Annotated in this window: 14 protein-coding genes; 6 read left to right on the top strand and 8 right to left on the bottom strand. The window is 73.6% G+C overall.

Going from position 1 to position 24,686, the window contains the following annotated elements:
- Positions 1 to 38: 38 nt before the first annotated feature.
- Genes ggt through ACWEVS_RS41800 form a run of 5 tightly spaced genes read right to left on the bottom strand, consistent with a single transcriptional unit; the run spans position 39 to position 6,288 of the window.
- Entirely contained in the window at positions 39 to 1,877 is a 1,839-nt protein-coding gene (ggt, locus tag ACWEVS_RS41820; RefSeq protein WP_452556420.1) for a gamma-glutamyltransferase, read from the bottom strand.
- 3 nt (positions 1,878 to 1,880) lie between these two features.
- Positions 1,881 to 3,344: an APC family permease gene (locus ACWEVS_RS41815; RefSeq protein WP_449930275.1), complete on the bottom strand. Its 1,464-nt coding sequence runs from the start codon at positions 3,342 to 3,344 to the stop codon at positions 1,881 to 1,883.
- 22 nt (positions 3,345 to 3,366) lie between these two features.
- Positions 3,367 to 3,990: a flavin reductase family protein gene (locus ACWEVS_RS41810; protein ID WP_354915409.1), complete on the bottom strand. Its 624-nt coding sequence runs from the start codon at positions 3,988 to 3,990 to the stop codon at positions 3,367 to 3,369.
- Positions 3,987 to 5,099, bottom strand: coding sequence for a hypothetical protein (locus ACWEVS_RS41805; RefSeq protein WP_449930276.1), 1,113 nt, complete (start codon positions 5,097 to 5,099; stop codon positions 3,987 to 3,989). Before ACWEVS_RS41805 ends, ACWEVS_RS41810 begins: the two co-directional genes overlap by 4 nt.
- A gap of 10 nt (positions 5,100 to 5,109) precedes the next feature.
- Positions 5,110 to 6,288 (bottom strand): cytochrome P450, encoded by a 1,179-nt coding sequence (locus tag ACWEVS_RS41800; RefSeq protein WP_354915404.1) that lies wholly within the window; start codon positions 6,286 to 6,288, stop codon positions 5,110 to 5,112.
- Positions 6,289 to 6,685: 397 nt separating this feature from the next.
- On the opposite strand from ACWEVS_RS41800, the gene ACWEVS_RS41795 reads away from it, so the two are divergent.
- From ACWEVS_RS41795 to ACWEVS_RS41770, 6 genes are read left to right on the top strand one after another with little or no spacing between them, the layout of a single operon-like run.
- On the top strand, positions 6,686 to 11,146 hold the full coding sequence (locus tag ACWEVS_RS41795) for an amino acid adenylation domain-containing protein (RefSeq protein ID WP_452556418.1): 4,461 nt from the start codon (positions 6,686 to 6,688) through the stop codon (positions 11,144 to 11,146).
- A gap of 13 nt (positions 11,147 to 11,159) precedes the next feature.
- The gene (locus ACWEVS_RS41790; RefSeq protein ID WP_354915398.1) at positions 11,160 to 11,357 is read left to right on the top strand and encodes an MbtH family protein; all 198 of its coding nucleotides are present in this window, start codon (positions 11,160 to 11,162) and stop codon (positions 11,355 to 11,357) included.
- Complete coding sequence (locus ACWEVS_RS41785; RefSeq protein ID WP_452556416.1) at positions 11,354 to 14,608, top strand: non-ribosomal peptide synthetase; 3,255 nt, start codon at positions 11,354 to 11,356, stop codon at positions 14,606 to 14,608. Before ACWEVS_RS41790 ends, ACWEVS_RS41785 begins: the two co-directional genes overlap by 4 nt.
- Before the next feature lie 12 nt (positions 14,609 to 14,620).
- Positions 14,621 to 15,913 (top strand): LLM class flavin-dependent oxidoreductase, encoded by a 1,293-nt coding sequence (locus ACWEVS_RS41780; RefSeq protein ID WP_449930283.1) that lies wholly within the window; start codon positions 14,621 to 14,623, stop codon positions 15,911 to 15,913.
- Positions 15,906 to 17,612: a fatty acyl-AMP ligase gene (locus ACWEVS_RS41775; RefSeq protein WP_452556414.1), complete on the top strand. Its 1,707-nt coding sequence runs from the start codon at positions 15,906 to 15,908 to the stop codon at positions 17,610 to 17,612. The genes ACWEVS_RS41780 and ACWEVS_RS41775 overlap by 8 nt, the downstream gene beginning before the upstream one ends.
- Positions 17,609 to 23,086 carry an SDR family NAD(P)-dependent oxidoreductase gene (locus ACWEVS_RS41770; RefSeq protein WP_452556412.1) on the top strand — a complete coding sequence of 1,826 codons (5,478 nt, stop codon included), beginning with the start codon at positions 17,609 to 17,611 and terminating at the stop codon, positions 23,084 to 23,086. Before ACWEVS_RS41775 ends, ACWEVS_RS41770 begins: the two co-directional genes overlap by 4 nt.
- 82 nt (positions 23,087 to 23,168) lie before the next feature.
- On the opposite strand, the gene ACWEVS_RS41765 is transcribed toward ACWEVS_RS41770, so the two are convergent.
- The 3 genes from ACWEVS_RS41765 to ACWEVS_RS41755 are packed head-to-tail and all read right to left on the bottom strand — an operon-like array spanning position 23,169 to position 24,642.
- Entirely contained in the window at positions 23,169 to 23,522 is a 354-nt protein-coding gene (locus tag ACWEVS_RS41765) for a DUF3703 domain-containing protein (RefSeq protein WP_449930289.1), read from the bottom strand.
- Entirely contained in the window at positions 23,519 to 24,235 is a 717-nt protein-coding gene (locus ACWEVS_RS41760; RefSeq protein ID WP_452556410.1) for a cation transporter, read from the bottom strand. The genes ACWEVS_RS41765 and ACWEVS_RS41760 overlap by 4 nt, the downstream gene beginning before the upstream one ends.
- Positions 24,232 to 24,642: an ArsR/SmtB family transcription factor gene (locus ACWEVS_RS41755; RefSeq protein WP_452556408.1), complete on the bottom strand. Its 411-nt coding sequence runs from the start codon at positions 24,640 to 24,642 to the stop codon at positions 24,232 to 24,234. Before ACWEVS_RS41755 ends, ACWEVS_RS41760 begins: the two co-directional genes overlap by 4 nt.
- Between the last annotated feature and the right edge of the window lie 44 nt (positions 24,643 to 24,686).

The raw sequence follows: 24,686 nt of genomic DNA, 5'->3' as shown, positions 1-24,686 counted from the left end.
GTGTCCGGGGGCGGTCCCCCGGACACCCGGGTCGTGCGTCAGCGGGGGCGGACGACGAGGGCGCTGCCGCCGCCGAGGCGGGTGGGTTCGGCCACGGCCAGCACACGGTCGCCGTCGAGGAACTCCAGGGCGGTGGCGGCGCCGAGCGGCCACGGGGCCCAGGGGGGCGGCTCGAAGGCGTGGCCACGAGCCGTCAACGCGGCGCCGTACTGCTCGACGAAGCCGGGTTCGGCCAGGGTGACGGGCAGGTTGAGCTGGCCGGCCCGGGGAGCGGCCACCGCCTCGGGCAGGGGCATCCCGAAGTCGACCCGGTTGAGCAGGATCTGGATCACGGTCGTGATGATGGGCGTGCCGCCCGGTGACCCCAGCGCGAACAGCGGCCGGCCGTCACGGAGCACGATCGTCGGCGCGATGGAGGATCGCGGCCGCTTGCCCGGCCCGGCCAGGTTCGGCCCGCCGGCCGAAGGGTCGACGGTGAACCCGGACAGCTGGCTGTTGAGCAGGAACCCGCGCCCGGGGACGACCAGGCCGCTGCCGCCGATCTCACCGAGGGAGACGGTGTAGGAGGCCACGTTGCCCCAGCGGTCGGAGACCACCAGGTGCGTGGTGTGCCCGCCTTCGGCGGACGAAGCGGCGGACGGCGAGGCCGACGAGGGCGCGCCCGGGGCCTGGCACGGCTGGTAGGAGCCGTCGGGCGAGCCGGGGGCGGCGGGGTGCGGCATGGCGGCAGGCCCGATGAGGCAGGCGCGTTCGCGGGCGTAGCCGGGGGACAGCAGCTCCGACACCGGCACCTCGGCGAAGTCGGGGTCGCCGACGTAGCGCTCGCGGTCGGCGAAGGCCAGCCGCGAGGCCTCCAGGTAGCGGTGCAACGCCTCGACCCGGTCGGCGGGCGCGTCCATGGCCGACAGGATGGCGAGAACCTCGCCCACGGTGGTGCCGCCGGAGGAGGACGGCGGCATGCCGTACACCTCGAGGCCACGGAAGCGGGATCGGGTGGGGGCGGGTGACAGCGTGCGGTAGGCGGCCAGGTCACGGGCGGCCATCAGACCGGGGCGGATCCGGCGGCTCGCCGAGGGGGCGACGGGCGGCTGCTTGACGGTCCTGACGATCTCCCGCGCGACCGGGCCGCCGTAGAACCAGGAGGACCCGTGCCGCGCCAGTTCCTCGTAGGTGCGGGCCAGGCCGGGGTTGCGGAAGACCGAGCCCACCGGCGGCGGCCGGCCGCCGGGCAGGAAGAGATCCTTGGCGGAGCTGACGTCGGCGAAACGGTCCTGGTTCAGCGCGGTCTGCGCGTTGAACTCGGCGTCGACGAGGAAGCCGGAGCGTGCCACGCGGATGGCCGGGCGCAGCGCCTGCCGCAGCGGGATGGTGCCGAACGCGCGCAGGATCGTCTCCCACTGGTGCACCACGCCGGGGACGCCCACGGTCAGGCCGCTGGTGACGATCTCGTCCTCGGGGATGGGCGTGCCGTCGTCCAGGAAGGAGTCGGCCCGCATGGCGGCGGGGGCGCTCTCCCTGGCGTCCAGGCTGTGGACGCGGCCGGTGCGGGCCTCGTAGTACATCAGGTAGCCGCCGCCTCCGATGGAGGTCATGTGCGGTTCGGTGACGCCGAGCGTGGCCGCGGCGGCGACCGCGGCGTCGGCGGCGTTGCCGCCCCGCCGAAGGATCTCGAGGGCGGTACGGCTGGCGTCGGGGTCGACGGTGGCCACGGCGCCGCCGGTGCCCTCGGCGACGGGCCGTCTGCCGTCGGCGGTCACCGGTTCGGCCGTGCCCTCGGTGGCGGGCCGCTCGTCGTCCGAGACGGCGGCCGCTCCGGGCACGGGGATCATGCAGGTGCCGACGATGAGGCAGAGCGCGGGGTGCAGGATCTTTCGCATGGCTCACGGCTCCCTGTCGGCGCCGAGCCCGATGCCGGCGTACACGTCGGGGCGGCCGGCACGGACACGCAGCGCCCAGACGACGCCGGCGACGGCGGCCAGCGGGTAGATCGCGGGCAGGATCCAGCGCCAGGGCGAGCCGGGGCCGACCCCGAGCACGGTGTCGAAGTTGCCCACCCCGAAGGCGAGGACGACGCCCAGCGCGCAGCCGGCCAGCCCGGGGGCGATCAGCCGCCGCCAGAGGTTCTCGACGCCCGGCCGCCGGGCGAAGAAGACGATCACCGCGACGGAGGTGACGACGAGCAGGGCCAGGGTGCCGAACCCGCCGAAGCTGCCGACCGCGACGAAGAGCTGCCGGACGGGGTCGAGCCCGGCGGCCGCCCACAGCACGATGACGAGCAGCGCGGCCCCGCTCTGGGCCAGGGAGCCGGCCACGGGCGCGCCGCGCCGGGAGGTGCGCGCGAAGACGGCGGGCAGGGCGCGCTCGCGCCCGAGGGCGAAGACGTAGCGGGCGATCGCGTTGTGGAAGGCGATCAGCGAGGCGATCACGCTGGTCGACCAGACGATGTAGGCGACCGAAGCCGCGCCCGCCCCGGCGTTGGCGCCGAGCAGGTTGAAGAACAGCGCCGAGCTCTCCCCCTGGGAGCGCGCGACGACCTGGCCGGTGCCGGTGGAGACCGCGGTGCTCCAGGCCGACAGGGCGTACAGGCCCGCCAGGACGGCCAGGGCGAGGAAGGTGGCCACCGGAATGGTCCGCGCCGGGTTCTTGGCCTCCTCGGTGAAGACCGCCGAGGACTCGAAGCCGGCGAAGGAGGCGATGGCGAAGACGAACAGCGCCCCCACCCCCGGCACGAAGAGCTGCTGCGGGCTCAGCGGCGCGAGATCCAGGCCGCCGGCGGCCGGGTTGAGCAGGTTGGCGGCGTTGAAGAGCAGCACGACGGCCAGCTCGCCGAGCAGCAGGACGGCCAGCACCTTGCTGTTGACGTCCACGCGCAGCATGCCGAGCAGCGCGACCACGGCCCAGGCCACGAGCGCGACCGCCCACCAGGGCACGGTCAGGCCCGACAGTTCGGCGACCAGGGGACTGGTGGCGGCGCCGACCAGCCCGTAGAGGCCGATCTGCAGGCCGTTGTAGGCCAGCAGCGTCATCCAGGCCGCACCGACCCCCAACGGCCTGCCCAGCCCCTGCGCGACGAAGGCGTAGAAGGCGCCCGCGTTCCGCACGCGGCGCGCCATCGCCAGATAGCCGAAGGAGAACAGCGCGAGAACCGCGCCCAGCAGCAGGAAGGCCAGGGGGAGGCCGAGCACGCCGGTGATGGCGTAGGCGGCCGGCACGCCGCCGGCCACCACGGTGAGCGCGGCCGTCGCCGAGATCACGAAGTAGACCACGGCGGGGATGCCGAGGCGGTCGCTGGCCAGGCCCCGCGCGGCCGGCCGGAGTCGGGGTGGTCGGTCGGTGATCGTCATCGGGCAGCTCCGTGGGTGTGCGTCACGTGAACACGTGTGGTGCGGGTTCTTCCTCGGGCGTCATCTCGGGGCTGAGCCGCCCGTAGCGCCGGGACAGCCGGAGCACCGGGTCCAGCAGCGCGCTGTCGACCCGCCCGTCGTCCCACACGCTGGGCTCCACGTGGATGTGCACGACCCGGCCGATCACGAGGTTGCCGTTGCCCACGGGGTGCACGTCGACGAGCCTGCACTCCATGTGCGCCTTGGCCTCGGCGACACGGGGCGCGCGCACCACGGCCGACGGCGCCGCGGTGACCCCCACCTCGACGAACTCGTCCAGCTCCGGCGGGAAGGACGAGCCCGAGCGGTCGAGCATGTCGAGCAGGCTGCGGTCGGCGACGTTGACGACGAACTCCCTCGTCGCGCGGATGTTGCGCAGGGTGTCCTTCTCGCCGATGGAGCTCACGGCGATGTGCGGCGGGTGGTCGGCGACCAGGCTGAAGTAGGAGTACGGCGCGAGGTTGCGCCGGCCCGACATGGACTGCGTCGACACCCACGCGATCGGCCGCGGCACGACGAGGGAGGTGATGAGCTGGTACAGGTCGGGCTTCGGCAGCGCGTCGGGGTCGATCTCCCGGCCCGTGGCGAGTGTCGGGGACACGGTCATCTGGTCGTCACCTCATCGGGTCTGCGGCTTGTCGCGGTCACCCAGCGATCGCCGAACCGCATGTACTGGCAGTAGGCCGCGGCACGCAGGTGCCGCATCTTGCGCAGCGTGCTGGCGGCGTTCTGGACGGTCGTGCCCGGCTGGACCAGCGAACGCTCGCCGCCGACCATCGTGTCGGCCACGATCACGTGCCGCTCCAGGTCGATCAGGTCGGCTTCGAGCACGGCGTTCCTGGCCTCCGCGAGGGCCGGCGCGCGGGCGGCGAGCTCGTCGTAGGGGGCCGGCAGCTCCTCCAGGAGGCGGCCGAGCGCGGCGCGATACCTGCGGTGCTCGAGCTGCATGACACCCGTCAGGTTGGTCCGGACGTGCGGCGGGGCCATCGTGGGCCGGACCACGTCCAGGTAGTAGCGGGCGGGGAAGGCGCAGGAGTGCACCATGGCCGCCGTGAACCCCCTGACCAGCACGGCCGCCTGGTCCATGGCCGCGGCCGCGGGCTCGTCGCGGCCGTCGCGGGCCAGCTCCGCGGCCCGGTCGAGCCGTTCGGCCGCGAGCAGGTTGAGCAGGAAGTAGTAGTGGTGGGCCAGGAACCAGCGGTCCATCCAGTCGCCGCCGGGCACGTACCACGACTCCGGCGCGCTCTCGGAGGAGGGGTCCGCGAGCTCGTGGCTGGGCTGCGGGCGCAGCAGCTCCATCACCGTGATCATGCTCTCGACCTCGCACAGGAGGTCGTTCGGGTCGAGCATGGCGACGTCGAGGTCGGCGAGCATGCGGGAGATCAGGATCGCGGCCGTCGTGGCCTGCTGCTCGGCGGTGAGCGGAGCATGCCGGATGCGGAAATAGTCCGAATGCACGGGCACGGGGGGCGGGTACGCCGACGGATCAGGCAGCGGGACGGCCGCCGCCAGCGACCTGGCCACGGCGTCGGTGGCCACCGCGGCCTGCCGTACGGGCCGGCCCGAACCTGAGCCGACGGCGGCCACGACGGCACGCAGGGCGGCCAGGCCCTCCGCCCAGAGCCCGCACAGGGAGGGGCGGAGCAGGGCGGTGGCGCGCTCCACCGGGTCGGCCAGCAGCGCCATGGGGACGGCGCTGCCATGGCGGGTGTTCATGGCCTCTCCCTCAGCCGATCGTCGCGGACACCCGGCCCAGGCTGACCGGCATCCGGGACAGCCCGCGCAGCGTGGCGTTCTCCCACCACTGCAGCTCGCCCGCCAGCCGCACCTCCGGATAGGTGCGGAACAGCGTGGTGAGCACGACCCGGCCCTCGATCCTCGCCACGGCGTTGCCGAGGCAGGAGTGGGTGCCGCGGCCGAAGCCCAGGTGCGGGTTGGGGTGCCTGGTCAGGTCGAGCTCCTCGGGCCGGTCGAAGCGCTCCGGGTCACGGTTGGCGGCGGCGAGCACGGTGACGACGAGGTCGCCGCGGCTGATCTCCCGCCCGCCGACCTCGGTGTTCTTGGTGCACATACGGCTGACCACGTGGACCGGGCCGGAGAAGCGGACCAGCTCCTCGACCGCCGTGTCGACGTCCTCCAGCGTCCCCTCCAGCAGCTCGGGATGCCTGAGGAGGGTGGTGACGGCGTTGCCGAGGAAGCGCGCGGGCACCTCGAAGCCGGCGTGCCAGAAGGCGCGCAGCGAGTTGCACAGCACCTCGTCGGAGTAGTCGAGCTGGCTGCGGTTGTCGGCCACGTAGGCCGAGATGCCCTCGGTGGGCTCGCCGGCCAGCCACCGGGCGACGTAGTCGCTGAAGGCCTCGCGGGCCGCCAGGCCGGCCTCCTCGCTGTCGGGGTCGAGCCCGGCGTCCATGCTGCGGTGCAGCTGGTCGTTGCGCCGGCGCCACTCCTCGTCGGCCTCCGGCGGCGGCATGCCGACCAGGCGCGAGATGGTGCCCAGCGTGAACGGCGTGGCGAAGTCGTGCACGAAGTCGAAGGTCTGCCGGTCGCGCAGGCCGTGGAGCAGGACCTCGGCCCGCTGCCAGGCGTCCCGCTCCAGCTCGCCGAAGTCCTGCGCGCGCATCGCGTCGATGGCGAAGTGCCGCAGCGGCGTCTGGTCGGGCGGGTCCAGGGTCTGCAGGCTGAGCAGCGGCCCGGGGGTGGGCACGCCGACCTTCCTGAAGTCGGTGGTGAACAGGTCGGGGTTCTTCAGCGCGTGGGTGCAGTCGGCGTGCCGGGTCAGGATCCACGCGCCGAGCTGCTCGTGCCAGTAGACCGGATCGGTCTCCCTGAGCCTGCGGTAGATGGGATACGGATCGCGGATGACTTCCGGGTCGAGCGGGTTGAACAACTCGTCTCGCTTGCTCACGGCGACCTGCCCATCCGGCCTGAGGGCCGACTCTGATTCGTGCGGCGGTGGCGGGAATCGCGGCCCGAATTCCGGTAATTGATTCAGGCCGCGATCCACCGGTTTTCATTAGTGGAGGTAACGCACGTCGATCCCCTCCTCTCCGGTTCCCGGCAGGGCTTGGAAGTCGAGGATGTAGGGCGTGATACCGCCTCCGCATAGCCCTCATCATCGAGCGCCAGCACCTCGGATTCTTCGGACCACCAACCGATCCCGTCAAGAAACTCAGACAGATCTTTCGATCCCCTTCAGATACGCAAGAAGTCCGTCAGGAACGGCCGTACGGCATTTTCACTTATTAATGTGACCAGAACTGGATAGTCCAATGAATTGCGCCCGACAGAGAGGACGCGGTGCGGTGTCAACAGTTGCCGATGAGGTCGGCCGGCTATCGGAACAAGACAAACGCGCGCTCCTGGCACAGCTCCTCGGCCAGGACGGTGACCAGGGCGGGGAACGCCTGCTACCCGCGCAGCGCCGCTACTGGGTGTTGCACCAGATGGCTCCCCAGCTGCCCACACACGTCGTCCGCGTGCTCGAGGTCGGCGGAGAGCTGGACCACGAGGCGTTGCGGTCGGCGCTGGCCGCGCTCACGGACGCGCGCGAGGAACTGCGGGCGCGCTTCCTGTCGATCGAGGGCAGGCCGGTACGGCCCGTCGCCGACGCAGGGACCGTCGCGCCGGAGCTGAAGACCTTCTCTGTCGCCGACGCCGAGGAGCTTCGCAAGGTCAGGCACCGCGAGGCCGGCCGCCCCTTCGACCTGGAGACGGCGCCGCTGCTGCGGGCGGCGGCCATCAGGGTCGCGGAGGACCGGCACGAGGTGGTGCTGACGGCTCACCAGGTGGTCTGCGACGAGGTCGCCATGGACCTGATCGTCGGCCAGTTGCTGGAGGCCTACGACGCCGTCCGGCGCGGCGAGCGGCCCGAGCCGCAGCCCAGCGGGATTCCCTACGCCAAGGTGGTCGACCGCCAGCGCGCCTGGCTGCGCACCCCGCTGGCGCGCCGCCAGCTGGCCTTCTGGGCCAAGGCGCTCGCCGGGATCACGCCCGTCGACCTGCCCACCGACCACCCCAGGCCGGTGGGGCGCATGCCGTCCCTGCGCGGCGCCAGGCGAAGCCGTACGCTCAGCGCGCAGGCCGCGCGCGGCGTCGGCGAGCTGGCCGCGCGGTGCGAGGCGAGCAGGGCGTCGGTGCTCCTGGCCGCCTACGCGGAGGTGCTGGGCCGCTACACCCGCGAGCGTGACATCGCCGTCGGCATCCCCGCGCCGGGGCGCGACCACACGCAGAGCGAGATCCTCGCGCCGCTGGAGAACACGCTCGTGATCCGCGCTTCCCTGGCCGACGAGCCCACCTTCGAGGAGCTGGTCCGCAGGGTCCACGCCGCCTGGGCCAAGGGCCGCGACCACCAGCTGATCCCGTTCGAGCACATCGTCGGCAAGGTGCAGCCGGACACCGACCTCGGCAGGGCGCCGTTGCACCAGGTCCGGTTCGTCCCCCACCAGGCGGCCGAGCCGCGGCGTTCGGGCGGCGCCACCTGGACCGCGACCCCGGCCGATGTCGGGCTGTCCGCGTTCGACCTGAGCGTGCACCTCGTCGAGGGCGCCGACGGCGGCCTCGACCTGCACGCCGACTACAGCACCGAGCTGTTCAAGCCGGACAGCGTGGACCTGGTGCTCGGCCACATCGAGGTGCTGCTGGCCGCCGCGGCGGCCGATCCCGCCAGCCCGAGCCACCGCCTGCCCATGCTCTCCGACCGCGAGCTGGACACGGTGATCGAGCAGTGGAACCGCACCGACAGCCCCTTCCCCGGCGACCGGTGCCTGCACGAGCTCATCGCCGAGCAGGTGGCGCGCACCCCCGACGCGCTGGCCGTGGTGGCGGGACCCGACCGGCTGACCTACCGCGAGCTCGACGAGTGGGCCGGCCGGCTGGGCAACCGCCTGCGCGCCGAGGGCGTCGGCCCCGAGACCCTGGTCGGCGTCGTCGCCGGCAGGCGGGTGGCCACCGTGGCGGCCTTCCTCGGCGTGCTCAAGGCGGGCGGCGGCTACGTCCCGCTCGACCCCGAGCAGCCGGCCGAGCGCACCCGCGCGATGATCGCCGACGCGGGCATCAGGATCGTCGTCGTCACCGACCCCGAGGCCGCGGCGCCGCAGCCCGAGCCGGGCGAGGCGTGGATCGACGTCCACGGGGTGGGCGAGGAGTCCGCGGACCTGGCGCCGGCGGACGTCGACCCGGCCAACGTCGCCTACGTGATCTACACCTCGGGCTCCACCGGGCAGCCCAAGGGCGTCGTGGTCCCGCACCGCCAGATCGTCAACTCCACGCTGGCGCGCGGCGCCGACGGCCGTCCCGCCCCCGAGGCGTACGCGATCCCGGTCTCCCTGACCTTCGACGCCTCCGCCGCCGGGCTGTACTGGACGCTCGTCAGCGGCGGCCGGATCGTGCTCCCCAACGAGGACGAGGTCGGCAACCCGGCGCTGCTGGCCCGGCTGGTGCAGGCCGAGCAGGTCACGCACATCACCCACATGCCCTCCTACTACCAGCTGCTGCTGGCGGCGGGCGGGCGCAAGCTCATCTCGCTGCGCGACATCTCGGCCGGAGGCGACGTCTTCCCCTCGCAGCTGGCCGTCGACCACTACCGGACCCTGCCCTGGGCCAAGCTCTACAACGACTACGGGCCCACCGAGGTCACCGTCTGGGCGACCGCGCAGCTGGCCAAGGCGGACGAGGACGGCGCCAGCGTGCCGATCGGCCGCCCGATCCAGAACACCAGGATCTACCTGCTCGACGAGGAGCTGAACCCGGTCCCGATCGGGGTGCCGGGGGAGATCCACGTCGCGGGTGAGGGCCTGGCCCGCGGATACGTGAACGCCCCGGGCCAGACGGCCGACCGGTTCATCCCCGACCCCTTCTCCCCGGCCCCGGGCGGGCGGCTCTACCGGACCGGCGACCTGGCCAGGTACCTGCCCGGCGGGCAGCTGGAGTTCATCGGCCGGGCCGACACGCAGGTCAAGGTCCGCGGCTTCCGGATCGAGCTCAGCGAGGTCGAGAACGCGCTGCAGCGACACCCCGAGGTGCTCAGCGCGGTGGTCGACGTCCGGCGCAACCTGGCCGGCGACGAGAACGAGCTGATCGCCTACGTGCTCCCGGCGGAACCCGGGCGGGAGGTGGACACCGAGCACCTCGCGGCCCACCTGCGCACGATCCTGCCCGACTACATGATCCCGGCCACCATCGTCGTGTGCGAGCGGTTCCCGCTGAACGCGCACGGCAAGGTCGACCGCAAGGCGCTGCCCGACCCGCAGGTGCGCACCGTGACGGTGCCCACCGAGGCCGTCCCGCGCAGGCGCATCGAGCGCGAGATCGCCGAGGTGTTCGCGGAGGCGCTCGGGCTGCCAGGGGTCGGCCTGCACGACGACTTCTTCTCCTTCGGCGGCAGCTCGCTGCAGCTGTCCAAGGTGGGCGCCAAGCTTGCCCAGGTCTACGGGCTGGAGCTGCCGCTGCACGCGCTGTTCAGCACCCCGACCGTGGCCGGCGTGGCCTCCCGCATCGAGCTGTTCGAGCGCGAGGGCTTCGAGGGACTGCGCGCCACCCGCGACCCGGCCGACGACCTGGACAGGGAGGCGTTCCTGGAGGAGTCGATCACCGCGGAGAACCTGCCGCTGGCCGACATCTTCTCGCCCAGGGCGGTCCTGCTCACCGGCGGCACCGGCTACTTCGGCGTCTTCCTGCTCGACCAGCTCATCGCGCAGACCACCGCGGACATCTACTGCCTGGTGCGGGCCAAGGACGCGGCCGCCGGGCTGGCCCGGCTCAAGGCCAGCTGCGAGCAGTACGAGGTGCCCTGGGACGACCGCTTCGACCGGAGAGTCAAGGCCGTCAACGGCGACCTGGGCCGGCCGCTGTTCGGGCTGTCGCCCGAGCAGTTCGACGACCTGGCCAAGCTGGTGGACGTCATCTACCACAACGGCGCCCTGGTCAACTTCTCCATGCCGTACTCCGCGCTCAAGGCCCCCAACGTGGACGGCACCGTCGAGATCCTCCGCCTGGCCTCCCGCTACAAGGCCAAGCAGGTGCACTTCGTCTCCACGATCGACGTGTTCATCGCGGGCCACATGACCCGGCCCTTCCTCGAGGTGGAGCTGCCCAGCAAGCCGCCCCAGGTGCCCTTCAGCTACCCGCAGAGCAAGTGGGTCAGCGAGAAGATCATCCTGAAGGCCAAGCAGCGGGGCCTGCCCATCACGATCTTCCGGCCGTCGATCATGATGGGGCACCCCAAGACGGGCGCCTGCCACGCGCAGAACTACGTCCTGACGGCGCTGCGCGGCTTCCTCGAGTTCGGCATCCTGCCCGACTACGCCGAGTCGATGAACGCGATCACGCTCGACTACGCGAGCGCGGCCATGGTGCACGCCTCCCGGCAGGAGTCGTCGGTGGGCAACATCTTCCACCTGTGGAACACCGACGCGATCTCCCACAACATGCTGTACCCCTGGATCCGCTCCTACGGCTACCCCTTCGAGGTCGTGCCGTTCGACGAGGCGCTGGAGCTGGCCATCAACGCCGGTCCCGACCACCCGATCTACCCGATGGTCCCCGTGCTCCTGCTCTACTCCAGCGGCGACGCCGGCGTGGAGATGACCATGGAGACCGAGGACGCCATCGACAACCGGCTGGAGTGCGTCAACCTGCTCGAGGCCATCAAGGGCACCGGCTGGGAACCCGCGCCGCTGAACGAGAAGTACATGCACGACTGCCTGGACTTCCTCGTCAGACACGGCCAGCTCGACCCGCCCGACCGTTACCCGCGCAAGCGCTGACAGGAGAGGACCGATGAGCGACATCGACGCCGCCACCTTCACGGTGGTGGTCAACCACGAGGAGCAGTACTCGGTCTGGTGGGCGGACCGGAGCCTGCCGGCCGGGTGGCGGGAGGCGGGCTACCGCGGCACCAGGAGCGAGTGCCTGGCCCACATCGACCAGGTCTGGACCGACCTTCGTCCCCTCAGCCTCAGGGAGCGGTCACAGTGAGCGACGCGAAGCAGGGCTCCGAGCTGTCGGAGCTCAAAGCGGCCCTGCTTCGCCAGTGGCGTGAGGGCAGGGTCGCGGCACCGGCGACACCGGTCATCCCGGTGCACGGTCCCGGCCCCGCGCCGCTGTCGTACGCCCAGCGCCGCCTGTGGTTCCTGGACCAGCTGACCCCCGGCTCCTCCGCCTTCAACCTCAGCCACTGCGTGCTGCTCGACGGCCGGCTGGATCCGGCCCTGCTCGCGCGGGCACTGGACGACCTGGTGGCACGGCACGACACGCTGCGCACGGTGATCAGGGTCGTGGACGACGAGCCGCTCCAGATCGTGGACGAGACGGCCAGGCCGTCCCTGGAGACCGTCGACCTGCGTGACCTGCCCGCCGCGCAGGCTCTCGAGGCGGCCCTGAGCAGGGCGCGGGCGGCGGTGGACGGGCCGATGAACCTGGCCGGCGGCCCGCTGGCCCGCCTCCTGCTCATCCGGCTGCCCGAGCAGGACATGCTCGTCATGGTCGTGCACCACATCATCGGCGACGGCTGGGCGCTGGCCGTCGCCCTGCTGGAGCTGTCGTCGGCCTACCAGGCCAGGGCCGCGGGCAGCGTCCCCGTGCACGACGCGCTGCCGATCCGCTTCGCCGACGTCGCCGCCCACGAGCGCCGCAGCGGCGGCCAGGCCGGCGACCTGGCGTACTGGCGCGACCGGCTGGCCGGGATCAGCCCGCTCCGGCTACCCGCGGACGAGCCCCGGCCGCCGGAGTTCACCACCGCCGGCGACTGGCGGGCGCTGCCGTTCCACGACGACGACGACGCCCTGATCCGCGCCGCCGCGCGCGCGGCCAACGCCACGCCGTACATGGTCCTGCTCACCGCGCTGGCCGTCCTGCTCAGGCAGACGACCGGGGTGCGGGACATCGCGATCGCCGGCGTGGTCGCGGGCCGGGACCTGCCGGAGACGCGGGGACTGATCGGCAACCTGACCAACACCGTGGGGCTGCGCGTCGACGTGGAGACCCGGCAGAGCTTCCACGAGCTGCTGGCCTCCGTCAGGCGGACCTGCCTGGAGGCGCTGGAGCACCAGCACGTGCCCTTCGACCTGCTGGTGGAGGAGCTGGACCTGCCCAGGGACGCCTCGTCGAGCGGGCCGTTCCCTGTGACGTTCGTGATGCAGCCGCCCTCTCCCGTCAGCGACTTCGCCGGCCTCCGGTTGGAGCCGGTCCAGCTCGGCTGGCGTACCGCCCGCGCCGACCTGGAGTTCTTCCTCTGGGAGCGGCCCGCCGTCCACGGCAGCCTGGTGTTCCGCGCGGACCTGTTCGGCCCGGACACCGCCGAGCTGCTGGCGCGCCGGTTCGTGGCGACGGTGCGGACGCTGCTCGCGCGGCCCGACACGCCGATCGCCGAGCTCGACCTGCCCTCCGCCGAGGAGCGGCGGGAGCTAGCCCGCCTGGCGACCGGCCCGCGGCGGGAACGGCCGCCGGTGTGCCTGCACGAGCTGATCGCCCGGCACTGCCGCGAGCGGCCGGAGGCGGTCGCCGTGACCGGCGCGCTGACGTACGGCCGGCTGGACCGCCGGGCCAACCGGCTCGCGCGACGCCTGGCCCAGCTGGGCGTCGGGGCGGAGTCGATGGTCGCGGTGTGCCTGGAACGCTCGCCCGACCTGGTCGTGGCCGCGCTCGGGGTGCTCAGGGCGGGCGCGGTCTACGTCCCGATCGACCCGGCGCACGGCCCGCGCCGCCGCGCCGAGGTCCTGGCCGACAGCGGCGCCACCGTCGTGATCGGGACGGCGGCGCCCGACCTCGTCCTGGACGAGGACGAGGACGACGCGCCCCCGGACGTCCCCGTGGCACCGGAGAACCTGGCCTACATGATCTACACCTCCGGGTCGACCGGCACGCCCAAGGGCGTCGAGATCAGCCATCGCGCGGCGGTGAACTACGTGCACTCCCTGTCCGAGGTGCACGGCATCGGCCCGGACGACGTGGTCGGCGCGGTCGCCAGCCCCGCCTTCGACGCCTCGATCGCCGAGATCTTCGGCACCCTGGCGCTCGGCGGCCGGATCCACCTGGTCGATCAGGACGACCTCGGCGACGGCCTGGAGAACGCGTTGGCCGAGGGCGGCGTCACGGTCCTGTCGGCCACCCCGACCCTGTGGCGGCTGCTGCGCCCCGGCAACCTGCTCCTCACGGCGCTGGTGGGCGGCGAGCGGGTCAGCCGGCGGCTGGCCACCGAGCTCGCGGCCACCCAGCGGGCGGCCTGGACGCAGTACGGTCCCACCGAGACCACGGTGTGGGTGACGGTGGCCGCGCTCACCCTCGACTCCCCGGTTCCGCTGGGCGAACCCATCGCCAACACCCGGGTGCACCTGCTGGACGAGGAGCTGAGGCCGGTCCCGATCGGGGCGGTGGGCGAGATATGCGTGGGCGGGGTCGCGCTGGCCAGGGGCTATCACGGCCGGGCGGCGGCCACGGCGGAACGCTTCGTGCCCGACCCGTTCGCCACCGTGCCGGGCGAGCGTCTCTACCGGACCGGCGACCACGCCCGCTACCGCCCCGACGGCACCCTGCAGTTCATCGGCCGCAACGACGACCAGGTCAAGGTGCGCGGCCACCGGGTGGAGCCGGGCGAGATCGAGGCGGCCATCGAGGCCAACCCCCGGGTGCGGGAATGCGCGGTCGCCGTCCAGGACGACCTGCTGGTCGCCTACCTCGTCAGCACCAACAAGGCCCTGTACGAGGACACCGAGCTGATCCCCGCGGTGCGCAGGCGGCTGCGCGAGCAGCTGCCCGCCTACCTCGTGCCCGACCGCTTCGTGCTGCTCGACGAACTGCCCAGGACCCGGACCGGCAAGACCGACAGAGCGCGGCTGCCGGCGCCCGCCCAGGGAGAAAGGACATCCGGCACGCCGTACGTCGAGCCGTGCACGGAGCTGGAGATCGAGCTGGCCGCGCACGTCGCCGAGTACCTCGAGGTGGACCGGATCGGGCTGCACGACGACTTCTTCGACCTGGGCGGCAACTCCATCCGCGCCGCGCAGCTGGTGGTGCACCTGCAACGCCGCTACGACGTCGAGCTGGTGCTCCAGAAGGTGTTCCGCACCCCGACGCTGCAGAACCTGGCGCGGATGATCCAGGAGGACCTCGACCGGCGGCGGCAGCTCGCCGACGAAGGGGAACGCATCCGCTCCCTGGTCGAGGAGGTTCCGGCGGACCGGCTCGACGCGTTGCTCGCGGGCCTGCTCGGCGAGCGAGAACAGAGTTAACGGAGGTGAGCCATGCGGTTCGGCATGTTCTTCGAGCTCCAGCTGCCCCGGCCCTGGCGCCAGGACAGCGAGCAGGAGCTGGTCTCCAACGCCCTGGAGTGGGCCGAGCTGGGCGAGGCCGCGGGCATCGAGTACGCCTGGGCGCAGGAGCACCACTTCCTGGAGGAGTACTCCCACTCCACCGCGCCCGAGGTGTTCCTGGCGGCGGTGAGCCAGCGCACCACGCGCATGCGGCTGGGGCACGGCATCACGCTCATGCCGCCCGCCTACAACCATCCCGCCAGGGTGGCCGAGCGCATCTCCATGCTCGACCTGGTCAGCGGCGGGCGGGTCGAGTGGGGCACGGGGGAGTCCAGCTCCCGGCTCGAACTGGAGGGCTTCAGGGTCAACTACATCGAGAAACGCGCCATGTGGGCCGAAGGCGTGCGCGAGGCGGCCCGGATGATGACGGCCGAGCCGTACCCGGGCTACCAGGGTGAGTACTTCTCGATGCCGCCGCGCAACGTGGTGCCCAAGCCGGTCCAGCGGCCCCACCCGCCGCTGTGGGTGGCCTGCACCAACCGCGACACGCTCAAGCTGGCCGCCCGGCTCGGCATGGGCGCGCTGACCTTCTCCTTCATGGACGCCGGGGAGGCGCGGTTCTGGGTGCGCGAGTACTACGACACCTTCAAGCGCGAGTGTCAGCCCATCGGGCAGACCGTCAACCCCAACATCGCGATGCTGGCCGGGGTCATGGTCAACGAGGACGGCGATCTCGCCCGCGCCCGCGGCGTCGAGGGGCAGCAGTTCTTCAAGTGGGCGCTGGCGCACTACTACCGGTTCGGTGCGCACGTGCCGGGCCGTACCAACCTGTGGGAGGAGTTCAAGCGCACCGAGCCCGAGCCGATGGCGGGGCTGGGGGCGGTCGGCACCCCCGAGGAGGCGGCCGAGCACTTCCGCGGGCTGGAGGAGGCCGGGGTGGACCAGCTCATCCTGCTCCAGCAGGGCGGCCGGTACGAGCACGAGCACATCTGCGAGTCCCTGGAACTGCTGGGTCGCCGGGTGCTGCCCGAGTTCGCCGAACGGCACGCCGAGCGCGAGCGGGCCAAGCAGGCCGACCTGGCGCCCTACATCGACAAGGCGATGGACAGGGTCACCCCCATCGAGGACGTGCCGCCCCCGGTCGTGGAGTCCTACCCGCGGCTGTGGGAACGCGACGGAGTCACCGTGCAGCAGGTGGGCACCCAGCGCGCGCTGGACGCCGCCTCGCTGTGGCGGCTGCACATCGGCGGCGCGGGCGGGGGAGAGAGGCCGGGTCATGGCTGACACCCTGGTCGGGCTGGTCCGTGAGCGTGCGCAGGCCGGCGGTGACGGACACGCCTACGGCTTCCTCGTGGACGGGGAGCAGGACCTCAGGTCGATGACGTACGGCGAGCTGGAGCAGCGGGCCGCCGCGATCGGCGCGCTGCTCGGCGAGCGCGTCGCCCCGGGCGGGCGGGTGCTGCTGGTCTTCGAGCCCGGCCTGGACTTCCTGGCCGCCTTCTTCGGCTGCCTGTTCGCGGGCGTGGTCGCGGTGCCCGTCTACCCGCCGGCGCCCGCGCGGCCCGACGCCGGGCTCGCGAGCGTGGCGCGGGTGGCCGCCGACTGCGGCGCCGAGGCGGTGCTCGCCTCCCCGCTGACGGTCGCCCTCGCCGAGGTCGCCGCGGGCCTGGACGCGCTCCGGGGGCTGCCGTGGCTGGTGCCCGACGGACGGCCGGCGGACGCGTGGCGCGCTCCCAGGGTCCGGCCGGACACCGTGGCCATGCTCCAGTACACCTCCGGTTCGACCGGGTCGCCCAAGGGGGTCGTGCTGCGCCACCGGCACCTGCTTGGCAACCTGGCCTCGATGGACTGGTTCACCGGCCGTCCCGCCACCGGGACGGTGGTCTCGTGGCTGCCGCTCTACCACGACATGGGCCTCATCGGCACCGTGCTCTACCCGCTGTTCCGCGGGATGCCCTGTTACCTGATGTCCCCGATGCACTTCCTGCACCGGCCGCTGCGCTGGCTGGAACTCATCAGCAGGGTCGGCGGCACGATCAGCGGCGGTCCCAGCTTCGCCTACTACCTGTGCACCCGGCGGGCCGACGCGATCCCGCAGGACCGGCTCGACCTGTCCAGCTGGGAGGTCGCCTTCAACGGGGCCGAACCCATCAACCCGGACGTGGCGCGGGCCTTCGAGGCCGCCTTCGCGCCCAGCGGCCTGCGGCCGGGCACGGTGGTCGGCTGCTACGGCCTGGCCGAGGCGAGCCTGATCGTGACCGGCGCGCGGCGCGGCGAGCCGAGGTTCGCCCATGTGCTGCGCGGGGAGCTCGGCGAGGGCAAGGCGGTGGAGTGCGACTCCGCCGACCCGCGCGCGGTCGAGCTGGCCGACGCGGGTGGCCTGCCCCCTGATCACGACGTGCGGATCGTGGACCCCGGGTCGGGGCGGGAGCTGCCCGACGGCGTGGTGGGCGAGATCTGGGTCGCGGCGCCCGGCGTGGCCGACGGCTACTGGCGCAAGCCCGAGGAGACCCGGGCGGCGTTCGGCGCCCGGCTGCCCGCCACGGACGCGGGCTATCTGCGCACCGGCGACCTCGGGGTGCTGCGCGACGGGCGGCTGTTCGTCACCGGCAGGCGCAAGGACGTCGTGATCGTTCGTGGCCGCAACGTCTACCCCCACGACATCGAACGGGTGGCCCAGCAGGTGGACCGCCGCCTGCGTCCGGGCGGCGGGGTGGCGTTCTCGATCCAGGGGGCGGACGGCGAGGGCGTCGCGTTGCTCCAGGAGGTCACCACGCGGGATCCGGAGGAACTGCGCACCCTGGCGGCGGCGATCGCCGGGGCCGTCCTCGCCGACCAGCAGGTGCCGATCTCGCGGCTGTACCTGGTGCCCCCTCGCAGCGTGCTCAAGACCTCCAGCGGCAAGCCACGCCGGTCGGCGACCAGGGACGCGCTGCACAACGGAGACATCACGATCTTGCACACGGACGGTGATATCTCGTGAACCGGGATGATCTGCGGGAGTGGCTCACCACCCAGGTCGCCGAGCTGGGCAGACGGAAGGACGCCGACCCCGAGCAGACCTTCGCGGCCAACGGCCTCGACTCGGTGCGCGTCGCCGAGCTGGCCGAGCGCATCGGCCGCCGGCTGGGGCGGCTCATCGACCCCGCCCTGCTGTTCGAGCACTCGACGATCGCCGCGCTCGCCGCCCACCTGAGCCGCCTCGACGGCGGCGGGGACCCCTCGGCGCCGCGGCCCGTCGGCGGCTGGGCCGTGCCCGCTTCCGGTTCCGGGCCCCGGGGCGCCGCCACGGCCGCGCCCGGCCCGGCCCCCGGCCCGGTCGCCGTGGTCGGGCTGGCCTGCCGCATGCCCGGCGCGGCGGACGCCGAGCAGTACTGGAACCTCCTGCTGACCGGCACCGAGGCGGTGCGGGAGGTACCACAGGACCGGTGGCCCGACGGCGTGGCCGACCCCGACCCGGCCGCACCCGGAAAGCTGATCAGCACCCGAGGCGGTTTCCTGGACGGCCTGGCCGACTTCGACGCGGCCTTCTTCCGCGTCTCGGAGGCGGAGGCGCTGCGCATGGACCCGCAGCAGCGCCTGCTGCTGGAGACCAGCTGGGACGCCATGGAGGACGCGGGCAGCCCACCGGGCCGCCTGAGGGGCTCACGCACCGGGGTCTTCGTCGGCATCGCCACCGGTGACTACGCCCACCGCCAGGTGTCCGACCCCGACCGCATCAGCGTCCACACCACCACGGGCAACTCCTTCGCGGTCGCCGCCAACCGGCTGTCGTACTTCTACGACTGGCACGGCCCCAGCGTCGCGGTGGACACCGCCTGCTCCTCCTCGCTGGTCGCCACCCACCTGGCGATCCGCGCCCTGCGGGCGGGCGACTGCGACCAGGCCCTCGCCTGCGGGGTCAACGCGCTGATCGAGCCGGAACCCTCCATCGGGCTGAGCAAGGCGGGCATGCTCGCCCCCGACGGCCGCTGCAAGCCGTTCGACGCCGCCGCCAACGGTTACGTGCGCGGTGAGGGCTGCGGCGTCGTCGTGCTCAAGCGCCTGGAGGACGCGCTGGCCGCGGGGGACCGGATCTACGCCGTCCTCAGGGGGAGCGCGGTGAACCAGGACGGGGCGTCCAACGGCCTCACCGCCCCCAACCCGGCCGCCCAGCGCGCCGTCCTGCACGAGGCCTACGCCGATGCCGGGCTGGCCCCCGCCGACGCCCGGTACGTGGAGTGCCACGGCACCGGAACCCCGCTCGGCGACCCCATCGAGGCCGGCTCGCTCGCCGCGGCCCGCGGTCCCGAGGCGGGCGAGTGCCTGATCGGCTCGGTCAAGGGCAACATCGGGCATCTGGAGGCCGCGGCCGGAGTGGCCGGGCTGATCAAGACGGTCCTGGCCGTGCACCACGGCCTCATCCCGCCCAGCCTCCACTACTCCACCCCCAACCCGCGCATCCCCTTCGACGAGCACCGGCTCCGGGTGGCCACCCGTCCGGCGAACTGGCCGGACGGGCGTCGCCTCGCGGGCGTGAGCAGCTTCGGTTTCGGCGGGACCAACGCGCACGTCGTCGTCGGCGAGGCTCCCGCCACCGCGCCGGCGGCCCCGAGCGCGGGCCCCCTGCTGCTGCCCCTCACCGCGCGCGGTCACGACGAGCTCGCCGAACTCCTCTCCCGTACGGCCCGCCGCATCGACTCCGCCGACGAGCCGGAGATCCTCGCGGTGGCCGCCACCATGGCCACCCGGCGCACGCACCACCGCCCCTACCGGACGGCCGTGGTCGCGGGCGGTCCGGCCGAGCTGCGCCAGGCCGTCGCCGCGGCCCGGCCGGAGGCGTCCCCTGTCCCCGCCGCGCCGCCGCGCGTCGCCTTCGTCTTCTCCGGCCAGGGCAGCCAGTGGCCCGGGATGGCCCGCGCGCTCCTGACCGGCGAGCCGCTGTTCCGCTCGGTGATCCGCCGCTGCGACGAGGCGGCGCGCGAGCTGCTGGGCTGGTCGATCGAAGCGGCGCTCGACGGCGGTGAGCCGGTGGACCTCGAGCACACCGCGGTGGCCCAGCCGCTGATCGTGGCCGTGCAGATCGCCCTGACCGAGCTTCTCGGCTCCTACGGCATCGTGCCCGCCGTCGTGGCGGGGCACAGCGTGGGCGAGATCTCCGCCGCGGTGGCCGCCGGCGAACTGGACCTCGAGGCGGGGATGCGGCTGGCCGTCGCGCGCGGGCGGCTCATGGCCGAGGCCGCACCCGGCGGCGGCATGCTCGCCGTCGGCCTGCCCGTCGCCGAGGCACGCCGGTGGTGCGAGGACGGCGTCGAGGTGGCCGCGGTGAACGCGCCCACCGCCACCGTGCTGGCCGGCCCGGCCGACAGGCTGGCGGAGGTGGCGCGGGCCCTGACCGAGGCGGGCGTCTTCGCCCGGCGCCTGCCCGTCGCCTACGCCTTCCACTCCGCGTCGATGGCGCGGGCCGCCGAACTGCTCGACGCCGAGCAGGCCGGGTCGGCCGGGTCGGCCGAGCCGGAGGTGCCGCTCTATTCCACGATCACCGGCCGCCGCGTGACGGTGACGGACGGCGAGCGGTGGGGCCGCGGGGTCCGCGAGCCCGTCCTGTTCGCCGACGCGGTCACCGCCGCGCTGGACGACGGCGTGGACGTGCTGCTCGAGGTCGGGCCGAAGCCGGTGCTCCAGGCTTCCCTGCGCGCCCTGGCCGGAACCCGCGCACGGGTGCTCACCTGTGTCGACGACGGCGATGGGCAACAGCTCGCCGTGCTGCGCACGCTGGGCGCGTTGTTCGCGCTGGGCGCGGCCGTCCGGTGGCGGCGCCTCTACCCGTCCGGCTCGCCCGTCGTGAGCGCCCCGGTCACGCCGTGGCGCCGCCGCCGCTTCTGGCTGGACCGCCCCGCGGGCGACCGCCGCGCCGGCGCCGACCCGCTGCTGGGCGGCGCGCTGGACCTGGCCACGTCGCCGGGCCACACGATCTGGCAGGGCGACCTGGACCCGGTGACGCTGCCGTACCTGTCCGACCACAAGGTCGGCGAGCAGGTGGTCTTCCCCGCGGCGGGCTACGCGGACCTGCTGCGCCGCGCGGGCGGGCGGCACGAGGCGGTGGCGGGGCTGCGCCTGCACCGCCCGCTGGTGCTGGGCGGCAGACGCCGCCTGCAGACGACCCTCGACAGGGAACGGCGGACGGTCACCGTCCACGCCCGCGAGGACGACGGCCAGTGGCGCGAGCACGCGGCCGGACGTCTCGTGGCCGCCGCGCCCGCCCCCGCCCCCCTGGACCTGGCGCGCGTGCGGGCACGCTGCCCGCACGAGGTCGCGGGCGCCGAGCTGTACGAGCTGCTGCGCCGGCACGGCCTCGACTACGGGCCCGCCTTCCGCGGGGTCGAGCGGGTGTGGAAGGGGAGCGGCGAGGCGCTGGGCGTGCTCTCCGGCGGCGGGGATCGCGTCCGCCTGCTCGACGCGGCCTTCCACGTGGTCGCCGCGCTCGTGGACCCGGGCCGCGGCCCCGCCCTTCCCGTCGCCGTCGAGGAGCTGACGTGGTGGGCCGAGCCGGACGCGGCCACCCACGTGCACGTGACGCTCGGAGCGTCGAGTGGCGCGGAGCTGACCGCGGACCTCGACCTGACCGGTGAGGACGGGGCGCCGGTGGCCCGCGTCACCGGGCTCACCCTGCGGCGTGCCGTCCTGGACCCGCAGGCCGCCCGCCTGCCCGGACTCCGGCTCTACCAGGTGACCTGGCGCCCACGGCCCGTCCCCGCCTGCCCGACCGGCCGGTTCCCCGGCGGGTGGGTGGTGATCGCCCCGCCGGGGGAGCGGCTGGCCGACCGGCTGGCCGAGCGGGCGGGATTCCGGATCTGCCGCACGACCGGAGATCTCCGGCTGGACGCCGAGGAACTGTCGATCGACCCGGGCCAGGCCGGCCACTACCGGCAGCTCGTGCACCACCTGACGGCCACGGGCCCGCTGCGCGGCGTGATCCACCTGCCCGGCGCCGACGCGGACACGGGGACGCTGTCGGCCGCGCTGCTACTGCGGGCGCTGTCGTACGGCATCGCCGGGCAGACCCCGCGGGTGCTCTTCGCCACCACCGGCGCCCAGCCCGTGGGCGGGCACCCGGTGCGCGACCCGTTCGCCGCGGCCGTCTGGGGGCTGGCGAAGGTGATCCCGCTGGAGCACCCCTCGCTGGAGTTCCTGTGCCTCGACCTCGACCCCGACGATCAGGACCCGGTGTCCACGATCCGCGAGGAACTGGCGGCGCCATGGGCGGACGCCGAGGTCGGGTACCGCTCCGGCCTGCGGTACGTCAGGCGGATCGCGCCCGACGACGGACCGGTGGGCCCGCCGGTCACGGTCCGTGCCGACGGCGGCTACGCCATCACCGGCGGCACCGGCGCGCTGGGCCTGCGGGTGGCCGCGCACCTGGTCGAGCTGGGCGCCCGCCGGCTCGTGCTGATCGGCAGGACGGCACGCGAGGGCGCCGAGGTGTCGGCCTGGCGGGCGCGCGGCGTGGACGTGCGCGTCCTGGTCGCGGACGTGTCCGACCGCCACCAGCTCGACGGCGCGCTGCGGCAGGCCCGGGCCGGCGGGCCGCTGCGCGGCGTCGTCCACGCGGCCGGGCTGCTGCACAACGGCCCGCTGCTCGACCTCGAAGCCCGCGGGGTGCAGGACGTCTTCGGCCCCAAGGTGTCGGGCGCTCGGCACCTGCACGAGCTCACCTCCGGTGACGAGCTGGACTGGTTCGCCCTCTTCTCCAGCGCCGCGGGAGTGCTCGGCTCGCCGGGCCAGGCGGGGTACGCGGCGGCCAACGCCGTCCTCGACGCCCTGGCCCACCACCGCAGGGCCGAAGGCCTGCCCGCGGTCAGCTTCGACTGGGGACCCTGGGCGGCGGGCATGGCCGCCGCCTGGGAGACCGACAACGACCGCGAGCTGCGCACCGCGGCCAGGGCCATCCTCCCCGACGCCGGGGCGGCCGCGTTCGCGAGCCTGGCGGCGGGGGAGCGCGCGCAGCCCGTGGTGCTGCCGTTCGACCTGCGGAACCTGGCGCAGTTCTATCCGTCCGACACGGGCCGGTCGTTCCTGTCCGAGATCGCCACGGCCGAGGTGGACCGGCTGCGGTCCATCGGCACGCAGTCCTCGCACCGGCCCGACCTGGCGACGGAGTACGTCGCGCCGCGCAACGACCTGGAGCGGCAGATCGCGGCGATCTGGCAGAAGGCGATGAGCATCCAGCCCATCGGCGTCCGGGACGGATTCTTCGAGCTCGGCGGGGACTCGGTGATGGCCAACCAGATCCTCATCGACGTCAACCGCGCCCTGGGCGTCACCGTCTCGCCGGAGCGGGCCTTCGACGACTTCTCCATCGCCAACCTGGCGGTGCTGGCCGAGCAGGAGATGCACCGGCTGCTGGAATCACTCACCGACGAGGAGGCCGAACGGCTGCTGGCCCAGGGCAGGGCCGCCCACAGCACGAGCACCTGAGCCGACGGCGGCCCGCGACCGGGATCGGGCGCCTCCACCGGGAAGGCCCGATCCCGTCGCGGGCCGCCGGCGACGCCCGCGATCAGGCGGCGGCGTGCAGCAGCTCGGCGAGGTCGGCAGGCATCGGCATGGGCTGGGTCAGGCCGACCCGGGCGCGGCCCGTGTTGCCCTCGGGATAGCGGCCCAGCGCGGAGCCGGGCGCGGCCACGATGATCCTGATCACCTGCCCGAACGCCTCGCGGCGATCGCGCTGGGCGACGGCCAGGGCGAACATGGCCACGTGGTTGCGGGTGTGCGGCCACGGCCAGGGCTGGGACAGGATGTGCGCCCGTTCCAGATGCCGCCATCGGGCCGCGTCGTCGGTGGCGGCGCGGGCGGCGCTCATCTCGGCGCGGTACGCGGCCCGCACGTGAGCGGGCATCGGACGGCCGGTCATCGGGTGTCCTCCGTGGTGTTCGAGCAGCAGCCATCGCCGCAGGCGACGGACGTGGCAGCGGCCGACCGGCGCGGCGACGTGGCCGGTACGGCGCAGCAGCCGTCCCCGCGCCAGGCCGCCCGCCCTTCCCTGACCGCCACGCCGGCGATCACCAGGGCGGCGACCGGGTCGGCCCACGACCAGCCGAACAGGCTGTTGAGCGCCAGCCCTGCGAGCAGGACCGCGGACAGGTAGGTGCACAGCAGCGTCTGCCGGGAGTCGGCCACCGCCGAGGCCGAGCCGAGCTCGCGGCCGGCCCGGCGCTGCGCGGCCGACAGGAACGGCATCACCAGCAGGGACACCGCGGCCAGGATCAGCCCCGGCGTGGAGTGGTCGGCCTGCTCGGCGCCGAGGAGGGCGCGCCCGGCCTCGACGGCGACGTAGGCGGCCAGCGCGAAGAACGAGATCGCGATGACCCGCAGCGCGGTTCGCTCCCGCCGCTCGTGGTCGGCGGCGGAGAACTGCCAGGCCACCGCCGCGGCCGAGGCGACCTCGACGACCGAGTCCAGACCGAAGCCGATCAACGCCGCCGAGGAGGCGATGCCGCCGGCCGTGATGGCGACGGCCGCCTCGATCACGTTGTAGGTGATCGTCGCCGCGACCAGCAGCCGGATGCGGCGCCGCAGGACGGCGCGCCGCGCCGGGTGCGGGTCGGGCAGCTCCAGCGCGGTCACGACACGCCCTGTCCCGCGACGAGACCGGTCCCGTCGGCGTCCTCGTCCGCCGCGATGCCGTGGACGGGGCACAGGGCGACCGCGTGGCCGGTGGCGGCCAGCAGATGCTCGGCCGAGGCCAGCAGGTCCATCAGCTCGGGCCTGGTCAGGGAGTAGAACGACTGGCGGCCCGCCGGCCGGTAGTCGACCAGGCCGCAGTCGCGCAGGCAGGACAGGTGCTTGGAGACCGTGGACTGGGCCAGGCCGAGTTCGCAGGTCAGATCCACCACCCTCGCCTCGCCTCTGGCCAGCCGCTGCACGATGCGTAGCCGGTTCTCGTCGGACAGGGAGTGGAACAACGCGGCCGCGGGGGACATCCCCGCGGCGATGTCGGCGCTGACGCACCGGCCACCATCATTGATCGCCATAGGGCGATGATATCCCAGAATTGGATCGATATGGAGGTCTGCGA

The sequence above is a fragment of the Nonomuraea sp. NPDC003754 genome (assembly GCF_053605785.1).
This window is presented reverse-complemented; position numbering and strand designations above follow the sequence as displayed.

Coding starts and splice junctions, on each gene's coding strand:
- ACWEVS_RS41775 (WP_452556414.1), top strand. CDS start 15,906: ATGGCTGACACCCTGGTCGGGCTGGTCCGTGAGCGTGCGCAGGCCGGC.
- ACWEVS_RS41815 (WP_449930275.1), bottom strand. CDS start 3,344: ATGACGATCACCGACCGACCACCCCGACTCCGGCCGGCCGCGCGGGGC.
- ACWEVS_RS41755 (WP_452556408.1), bottom strand. CDS start 24,642: ATGGCGATCAATGATGGTGGCCGGTGCGTCAGCGCCGACATCGCCGCG.
- ACWEVS_RS41790 (WP_354915398.1), top strand. CDS start 11,160: ATGAGCGACATCGACGCCGCCACCTTCACGGTGGTGGTCAACCACGAG.
- ACWEVS_RS41805 (WP_449930276.1), bottom strand. CDS start 5,099: ATGAACACCCGCCATGGCAGCGCCGTCCCCATGGCGCTGCTGGCCGAC.
- ggt (WP_452556420.1), bottom strand. CDS start 1,877: ATGCGAAAGATCCTGCACCCCGCGCTCTGCCTCATCGTCGGCACCTGC.
- ACWEVS_RS41780 (WP_449930283.1), top strand. CDS start 14,621: ATGCGGTTCGGCATGTTCTTCGAGCTCCAGCTGCCCCGGCCCTGGCGC.
- ACWEVS_RS41810 (WP_354915409.1), bottom strand. CDS start 3,990: ATGACCGTGTCCCCGACACTCGCCACGGGCCGGGAGATCGACCCCGAC.
- ACWEVS_RS41765 (WP_449930289.1), bottom strand. CDS start 23,522: ATGACCGGCCGTCCGATGCCCGCTCACGTGCGGGCCGCGTACCGCGCC.